The sequence below is a fragment of the Variovorax sp. JS1663 genome (genome assembly GCF_002157355.1).
Lineage (GTDB): Bacteria > Pseudomonadota > Gammaproteobacteria > Burkholderiales > Burkholderiaceae_C > Variovorax.
In genome coordinates, this window is the sequence record NZ_LYMK01000006.1 from 1 (window position 1) to 16,147 (window position 16,147).

18 protein-coding genes are annotated in these 16,147 nt (G+C 68.1%); 9 read left to right on the forward strand and 9 right to left on the reverse strand.

Going from position 1 to position 16,147, the window contains the following annotated elements:
* From A8M77_RS07120 to accD, 6 genes are all read left to right on the forward strand, one after another.
* On the forward strand, nt 1–1,323 hold a 1,323-nt coding region (locus A8M77_RS07120), incomplete at its 5' end, for a FimV/HubP family polar landmark protein (protein WP_337590009.1).
* Between the two features lie 25 nt (nt 1,324–1,348).
* On the forward strand, nt 1,349–2,161 hold the full coding sequence (truA, locus tag A8M77_RS07125; protein WP_086920859.1) for a tRNA pseudouridine(38-40) synthase TruA: 813 nt from the start codon (nt 1,349–1,351) through the stop codon (nt 2,159–2,161).
* Nucleotides 2,158–2,835 (forward strand): phosphoribosylanthranilate isomerase, encoded by a 678-nt coding sequence (locus A8M77_RS07130; protein WP_086920860.1) that lies wholly within the window; start codon nt 2,158–2,160, stop codon nt 2,833–2,835. Before truA ends, A8M77_RS07130 begins: the two co-directional genes overlap by 4 nt.
* 63 nt (nt 2,836–2,898) lie before the next feature.
* Nucleotides 2,899–4,176, forward strand: coding sequence for a tryptophan synthase subunit beta (trpB, locus tag A8M77_RS07135; RefSeq protein ID WP_086920861.1), 1,278 nt, complete (start codon nt 2,899–2,901; stop codon nt 4,174–4,176).
* Nucleotides 4,173–5,018: a tryptophan synthase subunit alpha gene (gene trpA, locus A8M77_RS07140; protein ID WP_086920862.1), complete on the forward strand. Its 846-nt coding sequence runs from the start codon at nt 4,173–4,175 to the stop codon at nt 5,016–5,018. Before trpB ends, trpA begins: the two co-directional genes overlap by 4 nt.
* 32 nt (nt 5,019–5,050) lie before the next feature.
* A complete protein-coding gene (gene accD / locus A8M77_RS07145; protein WP_086920863.1) occupies nt 5,051–5,923 on the forward strand; it encodes an acetyl-CoA carboxylase, carboxyltransferase subunit beta in 873 nt (290 codons plus the stop codon).
* Between the two features lie 9 nt (nt 5,924–5,932).
* Here the strand turns inward: accD and A8M77_RS07150 are convergent, their stop codons facing one another.
* The gene (locus tag A8M77_RS07150; protein ID WP_086920864.1) at nt 5,933–6,493 is read right to left on the reverse strand and encodes a YggT family protein; all 561 of its coding nucleotides are present in this window, start codon (nt 6,491–6,493) and stop codon (nt 5,933–5,935) included.
* Nucleotides 6,494–6,542: 49 nt separating this feature from the next.
* Here A8M77_RS07150 and A8M77_RS07155 point away from each other — a divergent pair, with 49 nt between their 5' ends.
* The 3 genes from A8M77_RS07155 to A8M77_RS07165 all read left to right on the forward strand — a co-directional run bounded on the left by A8M77_RS07155 (nt 6,543) and on the right by A8M77_RS07165 (nt 10,068).
* Nucleotides 6,543–7,190 (forward strand): LON peptidase substrate-binding domain-containing protein, encoded by a 648-nt coding sequence (locus A8M77_RS07155; RefSeq protein ID WP_238136747.1) that lies wholly within the window; start codon nt 6,543–6,545, stop codon nt 7,188–7,190.
* A 77-nt stretch (nt 7,191–7,267) separates the two neighbouring features.
* Entirely contained in the window at nt 7,268–8,800 is a 1,533-nt protein-coding gene (gene lysS, locus A8M77_RS07160; RefSeq protein WP_086920866.1) for a lysine--tRNA ligase, read from the forward strand.
* On the forward strand, nt 8,794–10,068 hold the full coding sequence (locus tag A8M77_RS07165) for an Hsp70 family protein (protein WP_443270598.1): 1,275 nt from the start codon (nt 8,794–8,796) through the stop codon (nt 10,066–10,068). The genes lysS and A8M77_RS07165 overlap by 7 nt, the downstream gene beginning before the upstream one ends.
* A gap of 26 nt (nt 10,069–10,094) precedes the next feature.
* On the opposite strand, the gene nagZ is transcribed toward A8M77_RS07165, so the two are convergent.
* The 8 genes from nagZ to lepB are packed head-to-tail and all read right to left on the reverse strand — an operon-like array spanning nt 10,095 to nt 16,143.
* Nucleotides 10,095–11,174, reverse strand: a complete 1,080-nt coding sequence (nagZ, locus tag A8M77_RS07170; protein WP_086920868.1) for a beta-N-acetylhexosaminidase — start codon at nt 11,172–11,174, stop codon at nt 10,095–10,097.
* Nucleotides 11,171–11,566 carry a holo-ACP synthase gene (acpS, locus tag A8M77_RS07175; RefSeq protein WP_086920869.1) on the reverse strand — a complete coding sequence of 132 codons (396 nt, stop codon included), beginning with the start codon at nt 11,564–11,566 and terminating at the stop codon, nt 11,171–11,173. The genes nagZ and acpS overlap by 4 nt, the downstream gene beginning before the upstream one ends.
* A complete protein-coding gene (locus A8M77_RS07180; RefSeq protein WP_086920870.1) occupies nt 11,563–12,312 on the reverse strand; it encodes a pyridoxine 5'-phosphate synthase in 750 nt (249 codons plus the stop codon). The genes acpS and A8M77_RS07180 overlap by 4 nt, the downstream gene beginning before the upstream one ends.
* Nucleotides 12,309–13,079: a DNA repair protein RecO gene (gene recO, locus A8M77_RS07185; RefSeq protein ID WP_086920871.1), complete on the reverse strand. Its 771-nt coding sequence runs from the start codon at nt 13,077–13,079 to the stop codon at nt 12,309–12,311. The genes A8M77_RS07180 and recO overlap by 4 nt, the downstream gene beginning before the upstream one ends.
* 17 nt (nt 13,080–13,096) lie before the next feature.
* Complete coding sequence (gene era / locus A8M77_RS07190; protein ID WP_086920872.1) at nt 13,097–14,062, reverse strand: GTPase Era; 966 nt, start codon at nt 14,060–14,062, stop codon at nt 13,097–13,099.
* On the reverse strand, nt 14,059–14,763 hold the full coding sequence (rnc, locus tag A8M77_RS07195) for a ribonuclease III (protein ID WP_086920873.1): 705 nt from the start codon (nt 14,761–14,763) through the stop codon (nt 14,059–14,061). The genes era and rnc overlap by 4 nt, the downstream gene beginning before the upstream one ends.
* A 26-nt stretch (nt 14,764–14,789) precedes the next feature.
* Nucleotides 14,790–15,146 carry a DUF4845 domain-containing protein gene (locus tag A8M77_RS07200; protein ID WP_086920874.1) on the reverse strand — a complete coding sequence of 119 codons (357 nt, stop codon included), beginning with the start codon at nt 15,144–15,146 and terminating at the stop codon, nt 14,790–14,792.
* A 25-nt stretch (nt 15,147–15,171) separates the two neighbouring features.
* On the reverse strand, nt 15,172–16,143 hold the full coding sequence (gene lepB / locus A8M77_RS07205) for a signal peptidase I (protein ID WP_086920875.1): 972 nt from the start codon (nt 16,141–16,143) through the stop codon (nt 15,172–15,174).
* Between the last annotated feature and the right edge of the window lie 4 nt (nt 16,144–16,147).

The following is a 16,147-nucleotide window of genomic DNA, read 5'->3' on the forward strand; positions in this document are numbered from 1 at the left end:
GCTCCGGAGGCAGCCGCCCCCGCTGCAGCGCCGGCCCCCGCCGCAGCGGCCAAGCCGCCAGCTCCCGCGCCCACGCCTGCGCCGGCAGTTGCCGAGCGCGGCATGTTGGACGAACTGGCAGACAACCCGTTGGTCCTCGGTGCTGCCGCTCTGATCGCGTTGCTTATCGGCTTCCTGCTCTATCGCGTGCTGGGCCGCAAGCGCAACGAGGCGGGCGAGAGCGTCTTCCTCGAGAGCCGCATTCCCAAGGACTCCTTCTTCGGCGCCAGCGGCGGCGAATCGGTGGACACCAAGAACCGTGGCAACTCGGTCGTCTCTTCGCTGTCCTATTCGCCGAGCCAATTCGATGCCGGCGACGTCGACCCGGTCGCCGAGGCCGATGTCTACCTCGCCTATGGCCGTGACCTGCAGGCCGAGGAGATCCTGCGCGAGGCGCTGCGCGTCAATCCGGAGCGCACCGCCATCCATCTGAAGCTGCTCGAGATCCACGCCAAGCGGCGCGACCTGCGCGCCTACGAGGCGCTAGCCTCGGACGTCCACAAGCTGACCGGCGGAACTGGCGCCGATTGGACCCGCGTGATGGAAATGGGCAAAGAGCTCGATCCGGGCAACCCGCTGTACGAGTCGGGCAGCAAGGCCGGCGTCACGCCCGCGGAAGCCGCCGCCTTCGCCGGCACCCTGGCCGCTGCCACCGCGGCCCCGGCCGCCGCACCGCCGCCGTCGCCGCTTGCTCCCGAAGCCGCCGCGCCGCCGCCCGCCTTCGTGCCCTCCGTTGCGCCGCTGGATTTCGACCTGGACCTCGGCAAACCGCCCGCCCCTGCCGCCGTCAGCGCTACCCTGCCGCCGACACAGATCCAGTTGCCCCCCTTGTCGAGTAGCCCGCAGGCGCCGCGAGTGGCCCCCACCGCGAATGGCAGCCATGCCGGTCCCACGCAGGCGGCCAAGATCGATCTGCACAACGATTTCGATACCGCCCCTGGCGCTCTCGACGCGACCACCGTGCGCGCCCCGCTGTCCTCGAATGACGATATGACCCAGCCGGTCACCGTGCGCGCCGGCCTGCCGGGCGATTCCGGCTTCATCGAGTTCGACATGAGCTCGATGGCCGGCCTGCGGGCCCCCGCCGACACCGAGCGCGGCCGCCTGGAGCCCGTGCCGGAAGAGAGCGGCGAGAATCCGCATGCCATCAAGCTGTCGCTGGCGCGCGAGCTGAAGGCACTCGGCGACGTCGAAGGTGCCCGCTCGCTGGTCGAGGAAGTAGCCGCCGAAGGGTCGGGCGATGTGAAGGCGGAAGCCAAGCAACTGCTCGGCGAGTTGCGCTGAGCGACGCGTCGGCGCCGATGTCCCAGTGAGGCTGGCCCTCGGCGTCCGCTACAACGGCCAGGCTTATGACGGCTGGCAAAGCCAGCCCTCGGGCCGCACGGTCCAGGACAAGCTGGAGCATGCGCTCAGCCAGTTCGCCGCCCAGCCCATTTCCACTCTCTGTGCGGGCCGCACCGACGCCGGCGTCCACGCGCTGATGCAGGTGGTGCACTTCGACACCTCGGTCGACAGGGCGCCTTTCTCCTGGGTGCGCGGCACCAACCGCTTCCTGCCGGACGACATCGGGGTGCAGTGGGCGCAGCCCGTGCCCGTTGCGTTTCATTGCAGGGCCAGCGCTCTCACGCGCCGTTACCTCTACGTGCTGTCGCAGTCGCCGGTACGGCCCAGCCTGGACGCGGGCAGGGTGGGCTGGTCCATGCGCGAGCTCGACGGCGATGCCATGCGCGCGGCCGCGTCCCTGCTGCTCGGCCGGCACGATTTCAGCTCCTTCCGGGCCTCGGCCTGCCAGGCCCTGTCGCCGGTGAAGGAAGTGCGGCGCATCGAGATCACCCGCCGCGGCGAAACCGACCGCTGCCGCTGGCACTTCGAATTCGAGGCCGACGCCTTCCTGCACCACATGATCCGCAACATCATGGGCTGCCTGGTGCGCATCGGCCACGGCAAGGCGCCGCCCGAATGGATGGGCGAGGTGCTGGAAGCGCGCAGCCGCCTGGTCGCCGCGCCCACGTTCTCGCCCAACGGGCTTTATTTCCTGGGACCGCTCTACGACGCCTGCTGGGGTCTTCCGCCAGAGGCGACCATGCAGGCGGATGGCGCTGCGTATGATGGCCCGCCATGAGTTCCACCCCCCGCACACGCATCAAGATCTGCGGGCTCACGCGTGAGCAGGACGTGGACGCGGCCACCGAGGCCGGAGCCGATGCGGTGGGCTTCGTGCTCTATCCGCCCAGTCCGCGTGCCGTAAGCGCCGAACGCGCGCGCCAGCTGGCTGAGCGCCTCCCCCCCTTCGTCACACCCGTGCTGCTGTTCGTCAACGAGCCTGCGGCCGCCGTTCAGGCGGCCCTGAGCGGTGTGCCAGGCGCCATGGCCCAGTTCCACGGCGACGAATCACCCGACGATTGCTGGGAGGCCAGCGGACGCGGCGCTCACCGCTACGTGCGGGCCGCCCGCATTCCGCTGAACGCGACCGCAAGCCGCTTCGACCTCGTAAAATACGCCTCCGATTACTCCCGCGCCCAGGCCATCCTGCTCGACGCCCATGTCGAGGGCTATGGCGGTGGCGGCAAGGCATTCGATTGGTCACTTCTTCCAACCGCCGTCGACGCTCACCTCGTCTTGAGTGGTGGGCTCGCACCTGCAAACGTGGGCGATGGCATTCGCCGGTTGCGCACGGCCGCGAAGTCGCTGGCCGTTGACGTGAGCTCCGGCGTCGAGGCCTCCAGGGGCATCAAGGACGCCGTGAAGATCCGCGAATTCGTGGCCGCCGTGCGGGCGGCCGATGCACTGTCCTAGCGCCTTACCCGGCTCGATCGTCCGGTTCGATCGTCCGGCGTAACCCGCCCACCGATCGAGACCATGAATACCTACGACCAACCCGACGCCAGCGGCCATTTCGGCATCTACGGCGGCACCTTCGCCAGCGAGACGCTGACGCACGCGATCAACGAACTTCGCGAGGCCTACGCGAAATACAAGAACGACCCCGCGTTCCAGGCCGAATTCCGACATGAGCTCGCGCATTTCGTCGGCCGTCCCTCCCCGATCTACCATGCGGCCCGCATGAGCCGCGAGATGGGCGGCGCCCAGATCTACCTGAAGCGCGAAGACCTGAATCACACCGGCGCGCACAAGGTCAACAACACCATCGGCCAGGCCATGCTGGCCAAGCGCATGGGCAAGCCGCGCGTGATCGCCGAGACCGGTGCCGGCCAGCACGGCGTCGCAACGGCCACCATCTGCGCGCGCTATGGGCTCGAGTGCGTGGTCTACATGGGCAGCCAGGATGTGAAGCGCCAGAGCCCCAACGTCTATCGGATGAACCTGCTCGGCGCAACCGTGGTCCCCGTGGAGTCGGGCAGCAAGACCCTGAAGGACGCGCTCAACGAGGCCATGCGCGACTGGGTCACCAACGTCGAGAACACCTTCTACATCATCGGCACCGTGGCCGGCCCGCACCCGTATCCGACGATGGTGCGCGACTTCCAGAGCGTGATCGGCACCGAATGCATCGCTCAGATGCCCGCCATGCTGGCAGCGCAGGGCATCACCGGCGAGGCGGAAGGCCGACAGCCCGACGTGGTGGTGGCCTGCGTGGGCGGCGGCAGCAACGCGATCGGCATCTTCCATCCCTACATTCCGTTTGCGGGCACGCGCCTGGTGGGCGTCGAGGCGGCCGGCGAAGGGCTGGACAGCGGCAAACACGCGGCCTCGATCCTGCGCGGCAGCCCCGGCGTACTGCATGGCAACCGCACCTACCTGCTGCAGAACGATGACGGCCAGATTACCGAGACCCACAGCATCAGCGCCGGCCTCGACTACCCCGGCGTCGGTCCCGAGCACGCCTACCTGGCCGACATCGGCCGCGCCGAATACGTGGGCATCACCGACACGGAGGCGCTCGAAGCCTTCCACTACCTCTGCCGCACCGAAGGCATCATCCCCGCCCTCGAATCGAGCCACGCAGTGGCCTACGCCATGAAGCTCGCCAAGACCATGCGCCCCGACCAGTCGATTCTGGTGAACCTTTCAGGCCGCGGCGACAAGGACATCGGCACGGTGGCCGACCTGTCGGGCGTGGACTTCTATGACCGGCCGTCGATGCGCGGCCTGAGCGTGAAGGGAGGCCGGGCATGAGCCGCATCGCCGCCACCTTCGAGCGCCTGCGCGAGCATGGCCGCCGGGCGCTGATCCCCTACGTCACCGCTGGCTTCCCGTACGCCGACCTCACGCCCGAGCTGATGCACGGCATGGTCGAGGCCGGTGCCGACGTGATCGAGCTGGGCGTTCCCTTCTCCGATCCCATGGCCGACGGCCCGGTGATCCAGGCCGCCGGCGAGGCCGCGCTGGCACTGGGCATCGGCATGAAGCAGGTGCTGGCCATGGTGAGCACCTTCCGCCAGAAGGACGCCACCACGCCGGTGGTCCTGATGGGCTATGCCAACCCGGTCGAACGCTACGACGGCGTGCACGGCAAGGGCAGCTTCATCCGCGATGCGGCCGCGGCCGGCGTGGACGGCGTGCTGGTGGTCGACTACCCGCCCGAGGAATGCGAGGACTTCGCCGCCGCCCTGCAAGCGCACGGCATCGACCTGATCTTCCTGCTGGCGCCGACCAGCACCGCCGAGCGGATGGCGCAGGTGGGCCGCATCGCCGCAGGCTATGTCTACTACGTCTCGCTCAAGGGCGTGACCGGCGCCGGGCACCTCGATACCGAGGCCGTGGGCCGCATGATCCCCCGCATCCGCGAGCACGTGAAGCTGCCGGTGGGCGTGGGCTTCGGCATCCGCGACGCCCGCAGCGCGCAAGCCGTCGGCTCGACGACCGACGCGGTGGTGATCGGCACCCGCATCATCCAGTTGGTCGACAGCCAGCCGCGCGAACAGGTGGTGCCGCTGGTGCGCGAATTCCTGGCGGAGATCCGGCAGGCACTCGACGCGCTGCCCGCCGCCACGGCCAAGAACTTGGCCGGCCGGTAGAATCGATTGGTTTTGCCCCGGATGGAGAACCCATGAGCTGGCTTGAAAAACTGCTTCCGCCCAAGATTGCGCCCAGCGACCCCAGCGAGCGCCGCCAGATGCCCGAGGGCCTCTGGATCAAGTGCCCGAGCTGCGACACCGTGCTCTACAAGACGGACCTCGAACACAACCAGAACGTGTGCCCGAGCTGCGGCCACCACCACCGCATCGCCGCGCGCGCGCGACTCGACGCCTTCCTCGACGCCGAGGGCCGCTACGAAGTCGGCCAGGAAGTGCTGCCGGTCGACGCCCTCAAGTTCAAGGACAGCCGCAAGTACCCCGAGCGGCTCAAGGAAGCGCTTGAAAACACCGGCGAAACCGATGCGCTGGTGGTGATGGGCGGCTCGGTCCACAGTATCAACGTGGTGGTGGCCTGCTTCGAGTTCGACTTCATGGGCGGCAGCATGGGCAGCGTGGTCGGCGAGCGCTTCGTGCGCGGTGTCGAGACCGCGATCGAGCAGAAGGTGCCCTTCATCTGCTTTACCGCCACCGGCGGCGCGCGGATGCAGGAAGGCCTCCTGTCGCTGATGCAGATGGCCAAGACCAACGCGGCGCTCACGCGCCTGGCGAAGAAGGGCCTGCCCTACATCAGCGTGCTGACCGACCCCACCATGGGCGGCGTCAGCGCCGGCTTCGCCTTCGTGGGCGACGTGGTGATCGCCGAGCCCAAGGCGCTGATCGGCTTCGCCGGGCCGCGTGTGATCGAATCGACCGTGCGCGTGACCTTGCCCGAGGGCTTCCAGCGTGCCGAGTTCCTGCAGACCAAGGGCGCCATCGACTTCATCTGCGACCGCCGCGAGCTGCGCAAGACCGTCGCCAGCACGCTGGCGATGCTGCTGCGCCAACCGGCCGACGCGGTGATCTGAAAAGAGGCCCTATCGGCCCATGCCGAAGACCGTCGCCATCAGGCTGCCCAGCACGATGGCGCCGATCTGCAGCAGCACGATGGCGGCGAGCGGCGACAGGTCCACGCCGCCCACCAGGGGGATGAAGCGACGCAGCGGCCGCACCAGCGGCTCGGCCAGGCGCGCGATCAGGTCCTGCAGCATCGAGGACGCGCTCGGCACCCACGAGAGAACGGCGTAGACGATCAGCAACGCGGTCAGGCCCGAGACCGCCAGCTGCATCAGCCCGATCAGCGACACCAGCGGCAGGATCTCCCAGCGCTCGAGCGCACCCAGCAGCGACCACAGCAGCAGGAACTTGAGCATCACCAGCAACCAGGCCGCAACGGCGCTGGCCAGGTCCCAGCGCTTGACCGAGGGCACGATGCGCCGCAGCGGCAGCACGATCCAGTCGGTGATTGCGAACACGAAGCGCCCCAGCGGATTACCGAAAGGCACACGGTGATATTGCATGTACAGCCGCAGCAGGCAGGCGCCGCCGAGAAGGCCGACGATCACATCGAGAAGAAACGAGGGGATCTGGTAGAGCATGGCGCGCTGTCGTGAACGGAATGCGATGATAGCCACGCCAGGTTCCACGATGACGACTCAACCCCTCACGCAGCCGATGCCCTTGTTTCCGCTGGGCACGGTGCTCTTTCCCGGCGGATTCCTGCCCTTGCGCATCTTCGAGGTGCGCTACCTGGACCTGATCGGCAAGTGCCACAAGGTCGGAGCGCCTTTCGGCGTGGTCAGCCTCACCCAGGGCGAAGAGGTCCGTCGCGCGGGGGCGGACGCCGAGCGTTTCGCCTCGATCGGCACGATGGCCTCCATCCGCGCTTTCGACGCGCCGCAGGCCGGCCTGATACAGATCGAATGCGAGGGCACGCAGCGCTTCCGCATACACGGCAGCGAGGTGCAGAAGAACGGCCTGTGGATCGCAGACATCTCGCCACTGTCCGGCGACGTCGACCTCGCGGTGCCAGACGATCTGCGCTCCACGGCCGACGCGTTACGCCGCTTGGTCGAGACCCTCGAAGAGCGCCGGCTCCTGCCGGGCAACGAGCAGGTCCGCCTGCCCATCCAGGCTCCCTTCCGCTTCGACGACTGCGGCTGGGTCGCCAACCGCTGGTGCGAGCTACTGCCCGTGCCGGCCCCGCTCAAGCAGCGGCTGATGGAGCTCGACAGCCCCTTGATGCGCCTGGAACTGGTCAGCGACCTGCTGGCACGCACCGGCATCGCCCGGTAGCTCCGCCACCGGCCAGCCGAACGTGGCCGGCTAAAATGGCGGGTTGCGCGCGAGCGCCCGTGCTTCTTTTTCGCTCCATGTCCGACGCCCAGTCCTCCCCCACTCCCGCCACCGACGACAACCAGCTCATCGCCGAACGGCGCGACAAGCTGAAGGCGCTGCGCGCTGCGCAGGCCGAGGGCAAGGGCGTCGCCTTCCCGAACGATTTCAAGCCGGCCGACCGCGCGGCGGCGCTGCTCGCCGCGCACGGCGAAACGGGCGCCGAGGCGCTCGAAGCCTCGCCCATCGCAGTCGGCGTGGCCGGCCGCATGATGCTCAAGCGGGTAATGGGCAAGGCCAGCTTCGCCACCTTGCAGGACGCCACCGGCCGCATCCAGCTCTACGTTACGCGCGACGCCATCGGCGAGGAGGCCTACGCCGAATTCAAGCGCTGGGACCTGGGCGACATCCTCGGCGCCGAGGGCACGGCCTTCAAGACCAAGACCGGTGAGCTCTCGGTCAAGGTGACGAAGCTGCGCCTGCTCACCAAGAGCCTGCGTCCGCTGCCCGACAAGTTCCACGGGATGGCCGACCAGGAGCAGAAGTACCGTCAGCGCTACGTCGACCTGATCACCGACGAGACGGCGCGCGAGCGCTTCGTGGCGCGCAGCCGCGCCGTGAGCGCGCTGCGCGAGTTCATGGTGGGCAATGGCTTCCTCGAGGTCGAAACGCCCATGCTGCACCCGATCCCCGGCGGTGCCAACGCCAAGCCCTTCAAGACGCACCACAACGCGCTGGACCAGGAGATGTTCCTGCGCATCGCGCCCGAGCTTTACCTCAAGCGCCTGATCGTCGGCGGCTTCGAGCGTGTGTTCGAGATCAACCGGAGCTACCGTAACGAGGGCATCTCGGTACGGCACAACCCCGAGTTCACGATGATGGAGTTCTACGCGGCCTACTGGAACTACCGCGACCTGATGGACTTCACCGAGACGCTGATCCGCACCATCGCACAGAAGAGCGTGGGCAAGCTCCAGCTCGAGTACCAGGGTAAGCCGGTGGACCTGGGCCAGCCCTTCGAACGCCTCACCATCCGCGAGGCGATCGCCAGGCACACCGAGGCCGGCGCCAATGCAGACGATGCCGCCTGGCTGCGCGATGCCCTGCGCAAGCTCGGCCTGAACGAGGAGAAGGACAAGCTGTCGCAACGCAGCCTGGCCAGCCTGCAGGTCATGTACTTCGAGGAGACGGTGGAGGAAAAGCTCTGGCAGCCCACCTTCATCATGGAGCACCCGACCGAGATCTCGCCGCTGGCGCGCGCCAACGACGAACGCCCCGAGGTCACCGAGCGCTTCGAGCTCTACATCACCGGCCGCGAGTTCGGCAATGGCTTCAGCGAGCTCAACGATGCCGAGGACCAGGCCGCGCGCTTCAACGCGCAGGTCTCGGCCAAGGACAGCGGCGACGACGAGGCGATGTTCTTCGATCACGACTTCGTGCGCGCCCTCGAGTACGGCATGCCGCCCACCGGCGGCTGCGGTATCGGCATCGACCGGCTGATGATGCTGCTGACCGATTCGCCCAGCATCCGCGACGTGATCCTCTTCCCGGCCCTGCGGCGGGAATCTTGAGCGCACCCGCGCCCGTCATCGGCATCGACTTCGGCACCTCCAATTCCGCGGTCGCCAGCGTTGCGGGGCGCGAACTCGCGCAGATGGTGCCGCTGGAAGGCGCGGCGACGACGATCCCGACCGCGGTCTTCTTCGACACCGAGGACCACCGCACGCACTTCGGGCGCGAAGCGATCGCGCTGTACCTGGCAGGCACCGAGGGGCGGTTGATGCGCTCGCTCAAGAGCCTGCTTGGCAGCTCGCTCATGCAGGACCAGACGGAGATCGGGAACCAGCGGGTCAGCTTCGAGGACATCATCGCCCTCTTCCTGGCGGAGCTCGCGGCGCGCGTCGACCGGCAGCTGGGCGCGCGGCCTGCGCGAGTTGTCTTGGGACGGCCGGTGCATTTCGTCGACGACGATCCGGCGCGCGACCGCGAGGCCGAAGCCACGCTGCGCCGGGCCGCGCGGAGCGCCGGACTGGGCGAGGTCGGATTCCAGTACGAACCGATCGCCGCCGCCTTCGACTACGAACGCCGCATCACACGCGAATCGCTTGTACTCATCGTCGACATCGGCGGCGGCACCTCCGACTTCACGGTCGTGCGCCTCGGGCCCGAGCGCATGGCGAAGGCTGACCGCGCCGGCGACGTGCTGGCCACCACGGGCGTGCACATCGGCGGCACCGACTTCGACCAGCGCCTCAGCATCGAGTGCGTGATGCCGCACTTCGGCTTCCGGCACATCGGCCCCCAGGGGCGGGAAGTGCCGAGCAGGACCTTCTTCGACCTGTCCTCATGGCACCTGATCAACTGGCTCTATGCGCCCAGGGCGCTGCGGCAGGTGCAGGAGCTGCGCGTCAACTACCTGGACACGCGGCTGCACGACCGGCTGATGCGCGTGCTCGAAGACAGACAGGGGCATCGCATCGCCAGCGAGGTCGAGGACGCCAAGATCCGCACCTCGATGATGAAGGGCGACGAGGGGATCGACCTGTCGTTCGCGGAGCCGAGGCTGGACGCCCTGCTCACGGCCAGCGACATGGACAGGCACCTCGCGGCACCGCTCGACAGCGTGCTGGCCTGTGCCGGCGACTGCGTGTCGCGCGCTGGCCTGCGCGGCGACCAGCTGGATGCGATCTATCTGACGGGCGGCTCGTCGGCGCTGCGCCCCTTCCAGGGCGCACTGCGGCAGGCCTTTCCGGGCACGGACGTCATCGAAGGCGACCTCTTCGGGGGCGTGGCGGCCGGCTTGGCCTATACGGCCGCCGGCACATTGCCGCCAGGATGAAGTAGCTGGCCGCCCGCCGGGGCACGCTACGAGAGGTCCGGCAACAGCGCGGCCGCCTGGCAGTAGGCAGGCGAACGCTCGAGATCGTCCCAGGTCAGCGCTGGCGCGCGCGGGAGCAGGCTGCGCCGGCGTGCCTCGCTGCCGGCATCCGGCTTCCACCGCCCGTCGCGGCGCGCGGCTGCAAAACCGTCCAGCACGTCGTCGAGCACCGTGCTGTCACCAATGCTCTGGTTGCACAGCAGGGCCAGATCGCAGCCGGCGTCGAGGGCTGCGAGCGCGGCTTCGGTGTAGCTCAGTTGCTCGCCCTGGACGTGGCGCGCGGCTTCCATGCTCAGGTCGTCGCTGAACACCGCCCCCTCGAAGCCCAGCCGGCCGCGCAGGATCTCGTGGAGCCATTTGGCCGAGAAGCCGGCGGGGCGGGCATCGATCTTCGGGTAGATCACGTGCGCCGGCATGACCGCTGCCAGCGTGCCGCCCAGCCAGTCGTAGGGCCGCGCGTCGTCTGCCAGGATCGCCTTGAGGCTGCGGCGATCCACCGGAATCGCCACATGCGAATCGGCGCGCACGAAGCCATGCCCGGGGAAATGTTTGCCGCAGTTGGCCATGCCCGCCTGCAGCAGGCCATGCGCCAGGCTGCGCGCGAGCAACGCGACCACGCGCGGATCGCGATGGAAGCTGCGGTCACCGATCACGCTGCTTTCGCCGTAGTCCAGGTCCAGCACGGGGGTGAAGCTGAAGTCGACGCCGCAAGCCCGCAGTTCGGCGGCAAGCACGTGACCGCTGGCCACGGCGGCCTGGGTGGCGCGCATCGGGTCGCGCATCCAGAGCTCGCCAAGCGTCCGCATGGCGGGCAGGCGCGTGAAGCCGTCGGTACGGAAGCGCTGCACGCGGCCGCCTTCGTGATCCACGCAAATCAGGAGATCGGACCGCAGCGCCTTGATCTCGGCGTTGAGGGCGCTCATCTGCGCCCGGTCCTGCCAGTTGCGCGCGAAGTGGATCACGCCGCCCACCAGCGGGTCGGCCAGACGACGGCGGTCGGACGCGTTCAAAGCAGTGCCGCCGATGTCGATGATCAGCGGGGCGTGCAGTGCATTCGGGGCTGTCATGGCCTGCGTTCGACCACGACGAAGCTCGCTGCGTAGTCGGTCTCGTCGGTCACCGTCACGTGCGCGATCAAGCCCTCGGCATCGAACCATTGCTTCAGGACGCCATGGAGCACGATCACCGGCTTGCCGCTGCGCTCGTTCGCGATCTCGCACAGCCGCCAACTCATGGGCATGCGCATGCCCATTCCGACGGCCTTGCTGAAGGCCTCCTTGGCGGAGAAGCGGGTGGCCAGATAGCGCAGCCCGCGCTTCGGCCAGCGGGCGCTGCGGGCGCGCCAGACGGCGAGCTCGGCATCGCTCAGCACCTTCTGCGCGAAGCGCTCCCCCTGGCGCTCAAAGGTGGCGGCGATGCGGCGGATGTCGCAGATGTCGGTGCCGATGCCGTAGATCACCGGGCGCCCGCCTCCAGGATGCAGCGCAGGTAGTCCCGGGTGGCCGCGGCGTAGCCGAGCTCCAGCGCATCCGAGACGAAGGCATGGCCGATCGACACTTCTCGCACGTCGGGCACCGCGCGCAGGAAATCCGCGAGGTTGTCGCGGCTCAGGTCGTGCCCCGCGTTGACCTCGAGGCCGGCCGCCTGCGCCGCCCGGGCCGCCTCGGCATACAGGCCCAGAACGGCATCCGCCTTGGAGGTGCCGCGCGAGGCGGCATAACCCTCGGTGTAGAGCTCGATGCGGTCCGCGCCGACTGCCTTCGCGGCGGCCATCATGTCGGGCTCGGGGTCCATGAACAGGCTCACGCGCACGCCCAGCCCCTTCGCCTCGGCGATCAGCGGCCGCAGGCGGTCGGCATCGTCGGGGAAGGTCCAGCCGTGGTCGCTGGTCGACTGGGCCACATCGTCGGGAACGAAGGTGGCCTGGTGCGGCCGCAGCTCGCGCAAGAAGTCCATCAGGTTGTGGAAGGGGTTGCCCTCGATGTTGAACTCGGCCTGGGGCCAGTCCTTGGACAGCAGCTCGGACAGGTCCTGCACGTCTTGAGGGCGAATGTGGCGCTGGTCGGGCCGCGGGTGCACCGTGATGCCGTGGGCGCCGGCGTCCAGGCACAGGGCGGCGGCGAAACGCACGCTGGGGATGCCCAGCGCCCGCGTGTTGCGCACCAGCGCGACCTTGTTGAGGTTGATCGACAGTGAAGTGCTCATAGGGCTTGCAAGTCTCTCATCATCTGGCGTGTGCGCAGGGTGCTCACGCCGCAATGGTAGTGGAGCAGCACACGAAGCTGGTTGCGCAGGGCGCCGTTCGCGCCTGCATTCATCACCGCGACCCGGCGCAGCGCGGCAGCCAGGGGTGCGCGTTCCTCCAGGGTGCGCTGCAGCGCCTGCCACTCGGCGCCTTCGAGCGCGGCCTCATCATCGCCGGCCAGGCGCAGGCCCGCCTCCGGCACCAGGGCATAGCGCATCTGCGGGTCCAGCGGCGCGAGCGTCAGCGTCTCGGCGTCGAGGGACGGCAGCAAGCCGATCTCGCGCAGCAGCAGAAGCTCGAAGGCGCGCAGCGCGGCCGCCTGCGTGGCGGCCTGGGCGCCACCATGGTCGCCCGCCAGCACCTGCACCACCACGGCATAGCCGTCGAACAGCGCCGCGTGCGCGTCGTCGCGCGCCAGCAGGCGCAGCAGTAGCTCGTTGAGGTAGTAGCCGGACAGCAGGGCCTCGCCGGTGGGCATCACATGGCCGCCCATCCATTCGGCGGACTTGAGGCTGCGGATCTCGGCATCGCCGCCGTAGCTGAGCTGCAGCGGCTGCAGGGGCAGCAGGACCGGCCGAAAGTTGGAGCTGGGCCGCTTGGCCCCCTTGGCCACCAGGGCGACGCGGCCGTGGTGGCGGGTGAAGACCTCCAGGATCAGGCTCGACTCGCTCCAGTCGTAGTGATGGAGCACATAGGCCGGCTCATGCGAGATGCGCTGGGTCGCCATTCACCGACTGGGTGGGCTCATTCATAGCCGAAGGACCGCACCCGCGCCTCGTCGTCGGCCCAGCCGGAGCGGACCTTGACCCACAGCTCGATGAAGACCTTGGCATCGGTAAGCTTCTCGAGCTCTTGCCGCGTCTCGGTGCCAATGCGCTTGATGCGCTCGCCCTTGTCGCCGATCACCATCGCCTTGTGGCTGTCGCGCTCCACCACGATGGTGGCGGCAATGCGCAGCAGGCGCTTCTGGCCCTTGCGGGCAGGCGGCTCCTCCTGGTACTTGTCGATCACCACGGTCGAGGTGTAGGGCAGCTCGTCGCCGGTCAGGCGGAAGAGCTTTTCCCGGACCAGCTCGCTGGCGAGGAACTGCTCGCTGCGGTCGGTCAGCTCGTCCTCGGCGTACCACCAGGGCTGCTCCGGCAGGTATCTCTCGCAGATGCCGAACAGGCGCTCGGTGTCCTTGGGGTTCTTGGCCGACATCGGCACGAACTCCGCGAAGGCATGCCGGCCCTGCATCTGCTGCAACCAGGGCGCCAGCTCGCTGCGGCGATGCACGTGGTCGAGCTTGTTGGCGATCAGCACGGTCGGGATGCCGGTGCCCAGCAGCTTGAGCACGCGCTCGTCGGCGGCGGTGAAGCTGCCGGCCTCGACGACGAAAAGAATCAGGTCCACGTCCGAGACCGCTCCGACCACCGTCTTGTTGAGCGAACGGTTGAGCGCGTTGGCATGCAGGGTCTGGAAACCCGGCGTGTCGACGAAGACGAACTGCGTCGCGCCCCGCGTCCGCATGCCGGTGATGCGGTGCCGCGTGGTCTGCGCCTTGCGCGAGGTGATGCTGATCTTCTGCCCGACCAGGGCGTTGAGCAGCGTCGACTTGCCCACGTTGGGCTTGCCGACGATGGCCACGAGGCCGCAATGCTGCGGCAAGGATGCATCCGGCGCCGCCTCCTCGGAGGGAGGGAGCGGGCCGGACTCGATCGATTCGTTCATGGGGATGCCTTTGCCGCGCCGCCGCGCGCCTTGAGCCGGATCAACATGGCAGCCGCCGCGGCCTGCTCTCCGGCGCGGCGCGAGCCGCCGATGCCGCGTTCGCGGAAACCCAGGTCGGGCACCTCGCATTCGACATCGAAGGTCTGCTTGTGCGCCGCACCCAGCGTGCCGATCACGCGGTAGACCGGCAACTTCATTTTGTGGCCCTGCAGCCATTCCTGCAATTCGGTCTTCGGGTCCTTGGCCACCGCTTCCATGCGCGGCGTGATGGCGACCGACTCGTAGAGCCGCCGCACCAGCGCCTGCGCCGGGCCGTAGCCGGCATCGAGGTAGACGGCGCCGATCAGCGCCTCCAGCGCGTCGGCCAGGATCGAAGGCCGGTTCGGGCCGCCGGAACGCGCCTCCCCTTCGCCCAGCCGCAGTAGCGGGGACAGCGCCAACTTCAGCGCGAGCTGGTGCAGGGTGTCCTGCTTGACGAGGTTGGCCCGCACCCGGGACAGGTCGCCTTCGGGCAACTGCGAGAGCTGTTCGTACAGCAAATGGGCGACCGCGAGGTTGAGCACCGAGTCGCCCAGGAATTCCAGCCGTTCGTTGTGGTCGGCGGAAAAGCTGCGGTGCGTCAGCGCCCGCTGCAGCAGCCGCGGATCCGCAAAGGTGTGCTGGAGGCGCGCCTGCAGCGCGGCGAGATCAGCGCCCGTCACGGCGGCCCGCTGCGGTGAGCTTCATCCTAGCGCGACTGGCCTTCGTACTTGAGCGTGAGGAAGGCCGGACCGAACAGGTGGATCTCGCGCTGGTAGGCGAACGAGACCACGACCTTGTCGCCCACCTTCTTCACGTCCAGGTCCTTGCCGCTGACCGACTGGAAGTCGTCGATGGCCTGCGCCCGGTCGAAGATGGCCCGCACCTCAGGCACGGTCGCGCCTTCCTTGGCCTTGTTGGCGGCCTTGGTGATCGCCTGGTATTCGATCAGCGTAGGGATCACCTGCGCGACGACGACGCCCACACACGCAAGCACCACCGCGACGAACAGCAGTCCGATGAAGGAGATGCCACGCTGGCGCCGCCTGGATTGACTAGCTCTCATGCCCTCTTTCCCTCCAAAAACCTGTCTATTGGAATCCGCCGATGCGCTTGAGGTCGCCGAAATTCATCCAGATGAAGAAGGCCTTGCCGACGATGTTCTTGTCCGGCACGAATCCCCAGTAGCGCGAATCGAGCGAGTTGTCGCGGTTGTCGCCCATCATGAAATAGTGGCCCGGCGGGACCTTGCACACCACGCCCTCGACACTGTAGCGGCAATTTTCCTGGTTCGGGAACGCCATGACCTCGGCCTCCGACAGGCCGGCGCGGCGGCTGTCGTCGTTGAGCAGCATGTGCTGCTTGCCGCCCAGGTCTTCGGAGTACTGCTTGAGGTAGCGCATGGCTTCCTCGTCGAAGTACTCGGGCACCGCCTGCTTGTTGACCGGCTGGCCGTTGATGGTGAGCTTCTTGTTGAGGTAGGCCACTTCGTCGCCGGGCACGCCGATCACCCGCTTGATGTAGTCCATGCTGGGCTTGGGCGGGTAGCGGAACACCATCACGTCGCCCCGGGCCGGGGGTGTGCCGTCGGTGATCTTGGTGTTGATGACCGGCAGGCGCAGGCCGTAGGTGAACTTGTTGACCAGGATCAGGTCGCCGGTGAGCAGGGTCGGCATCATGGAGCCGGAGGGAATCTTGAAGGGCTCGACCAGGAAGGAGCGCAGCAGGAACACGGCCAGGATCACCGGGAACAGGCCGGCCGTCCAGTCCAGCCACCAGGGCTGCATGAGCAGGCGCTCGCGCGCCTTGGGGTCCACCGTGTCGACCTGCTGGATGCCCTGGCGCGAGAGCTCGTCGCGCCGCTGGGCCAGGGAGGTGTCCAGCGCCTCGGCCGCCTTGCGACGCCGGGGCAGAAAGTGAAAGCGCTCCGCCAGCCAGTACAGGCCCGTGACCACGGTGGCGAGGAACAGCAGCAGCGCGAAGTTGCCTTCGACCGCGCCGAAATACCAGGCACCGATATAGCCGGCGAAAGCCGCGAGGATCAGGGAGGTGAGGAATGCCATCGAT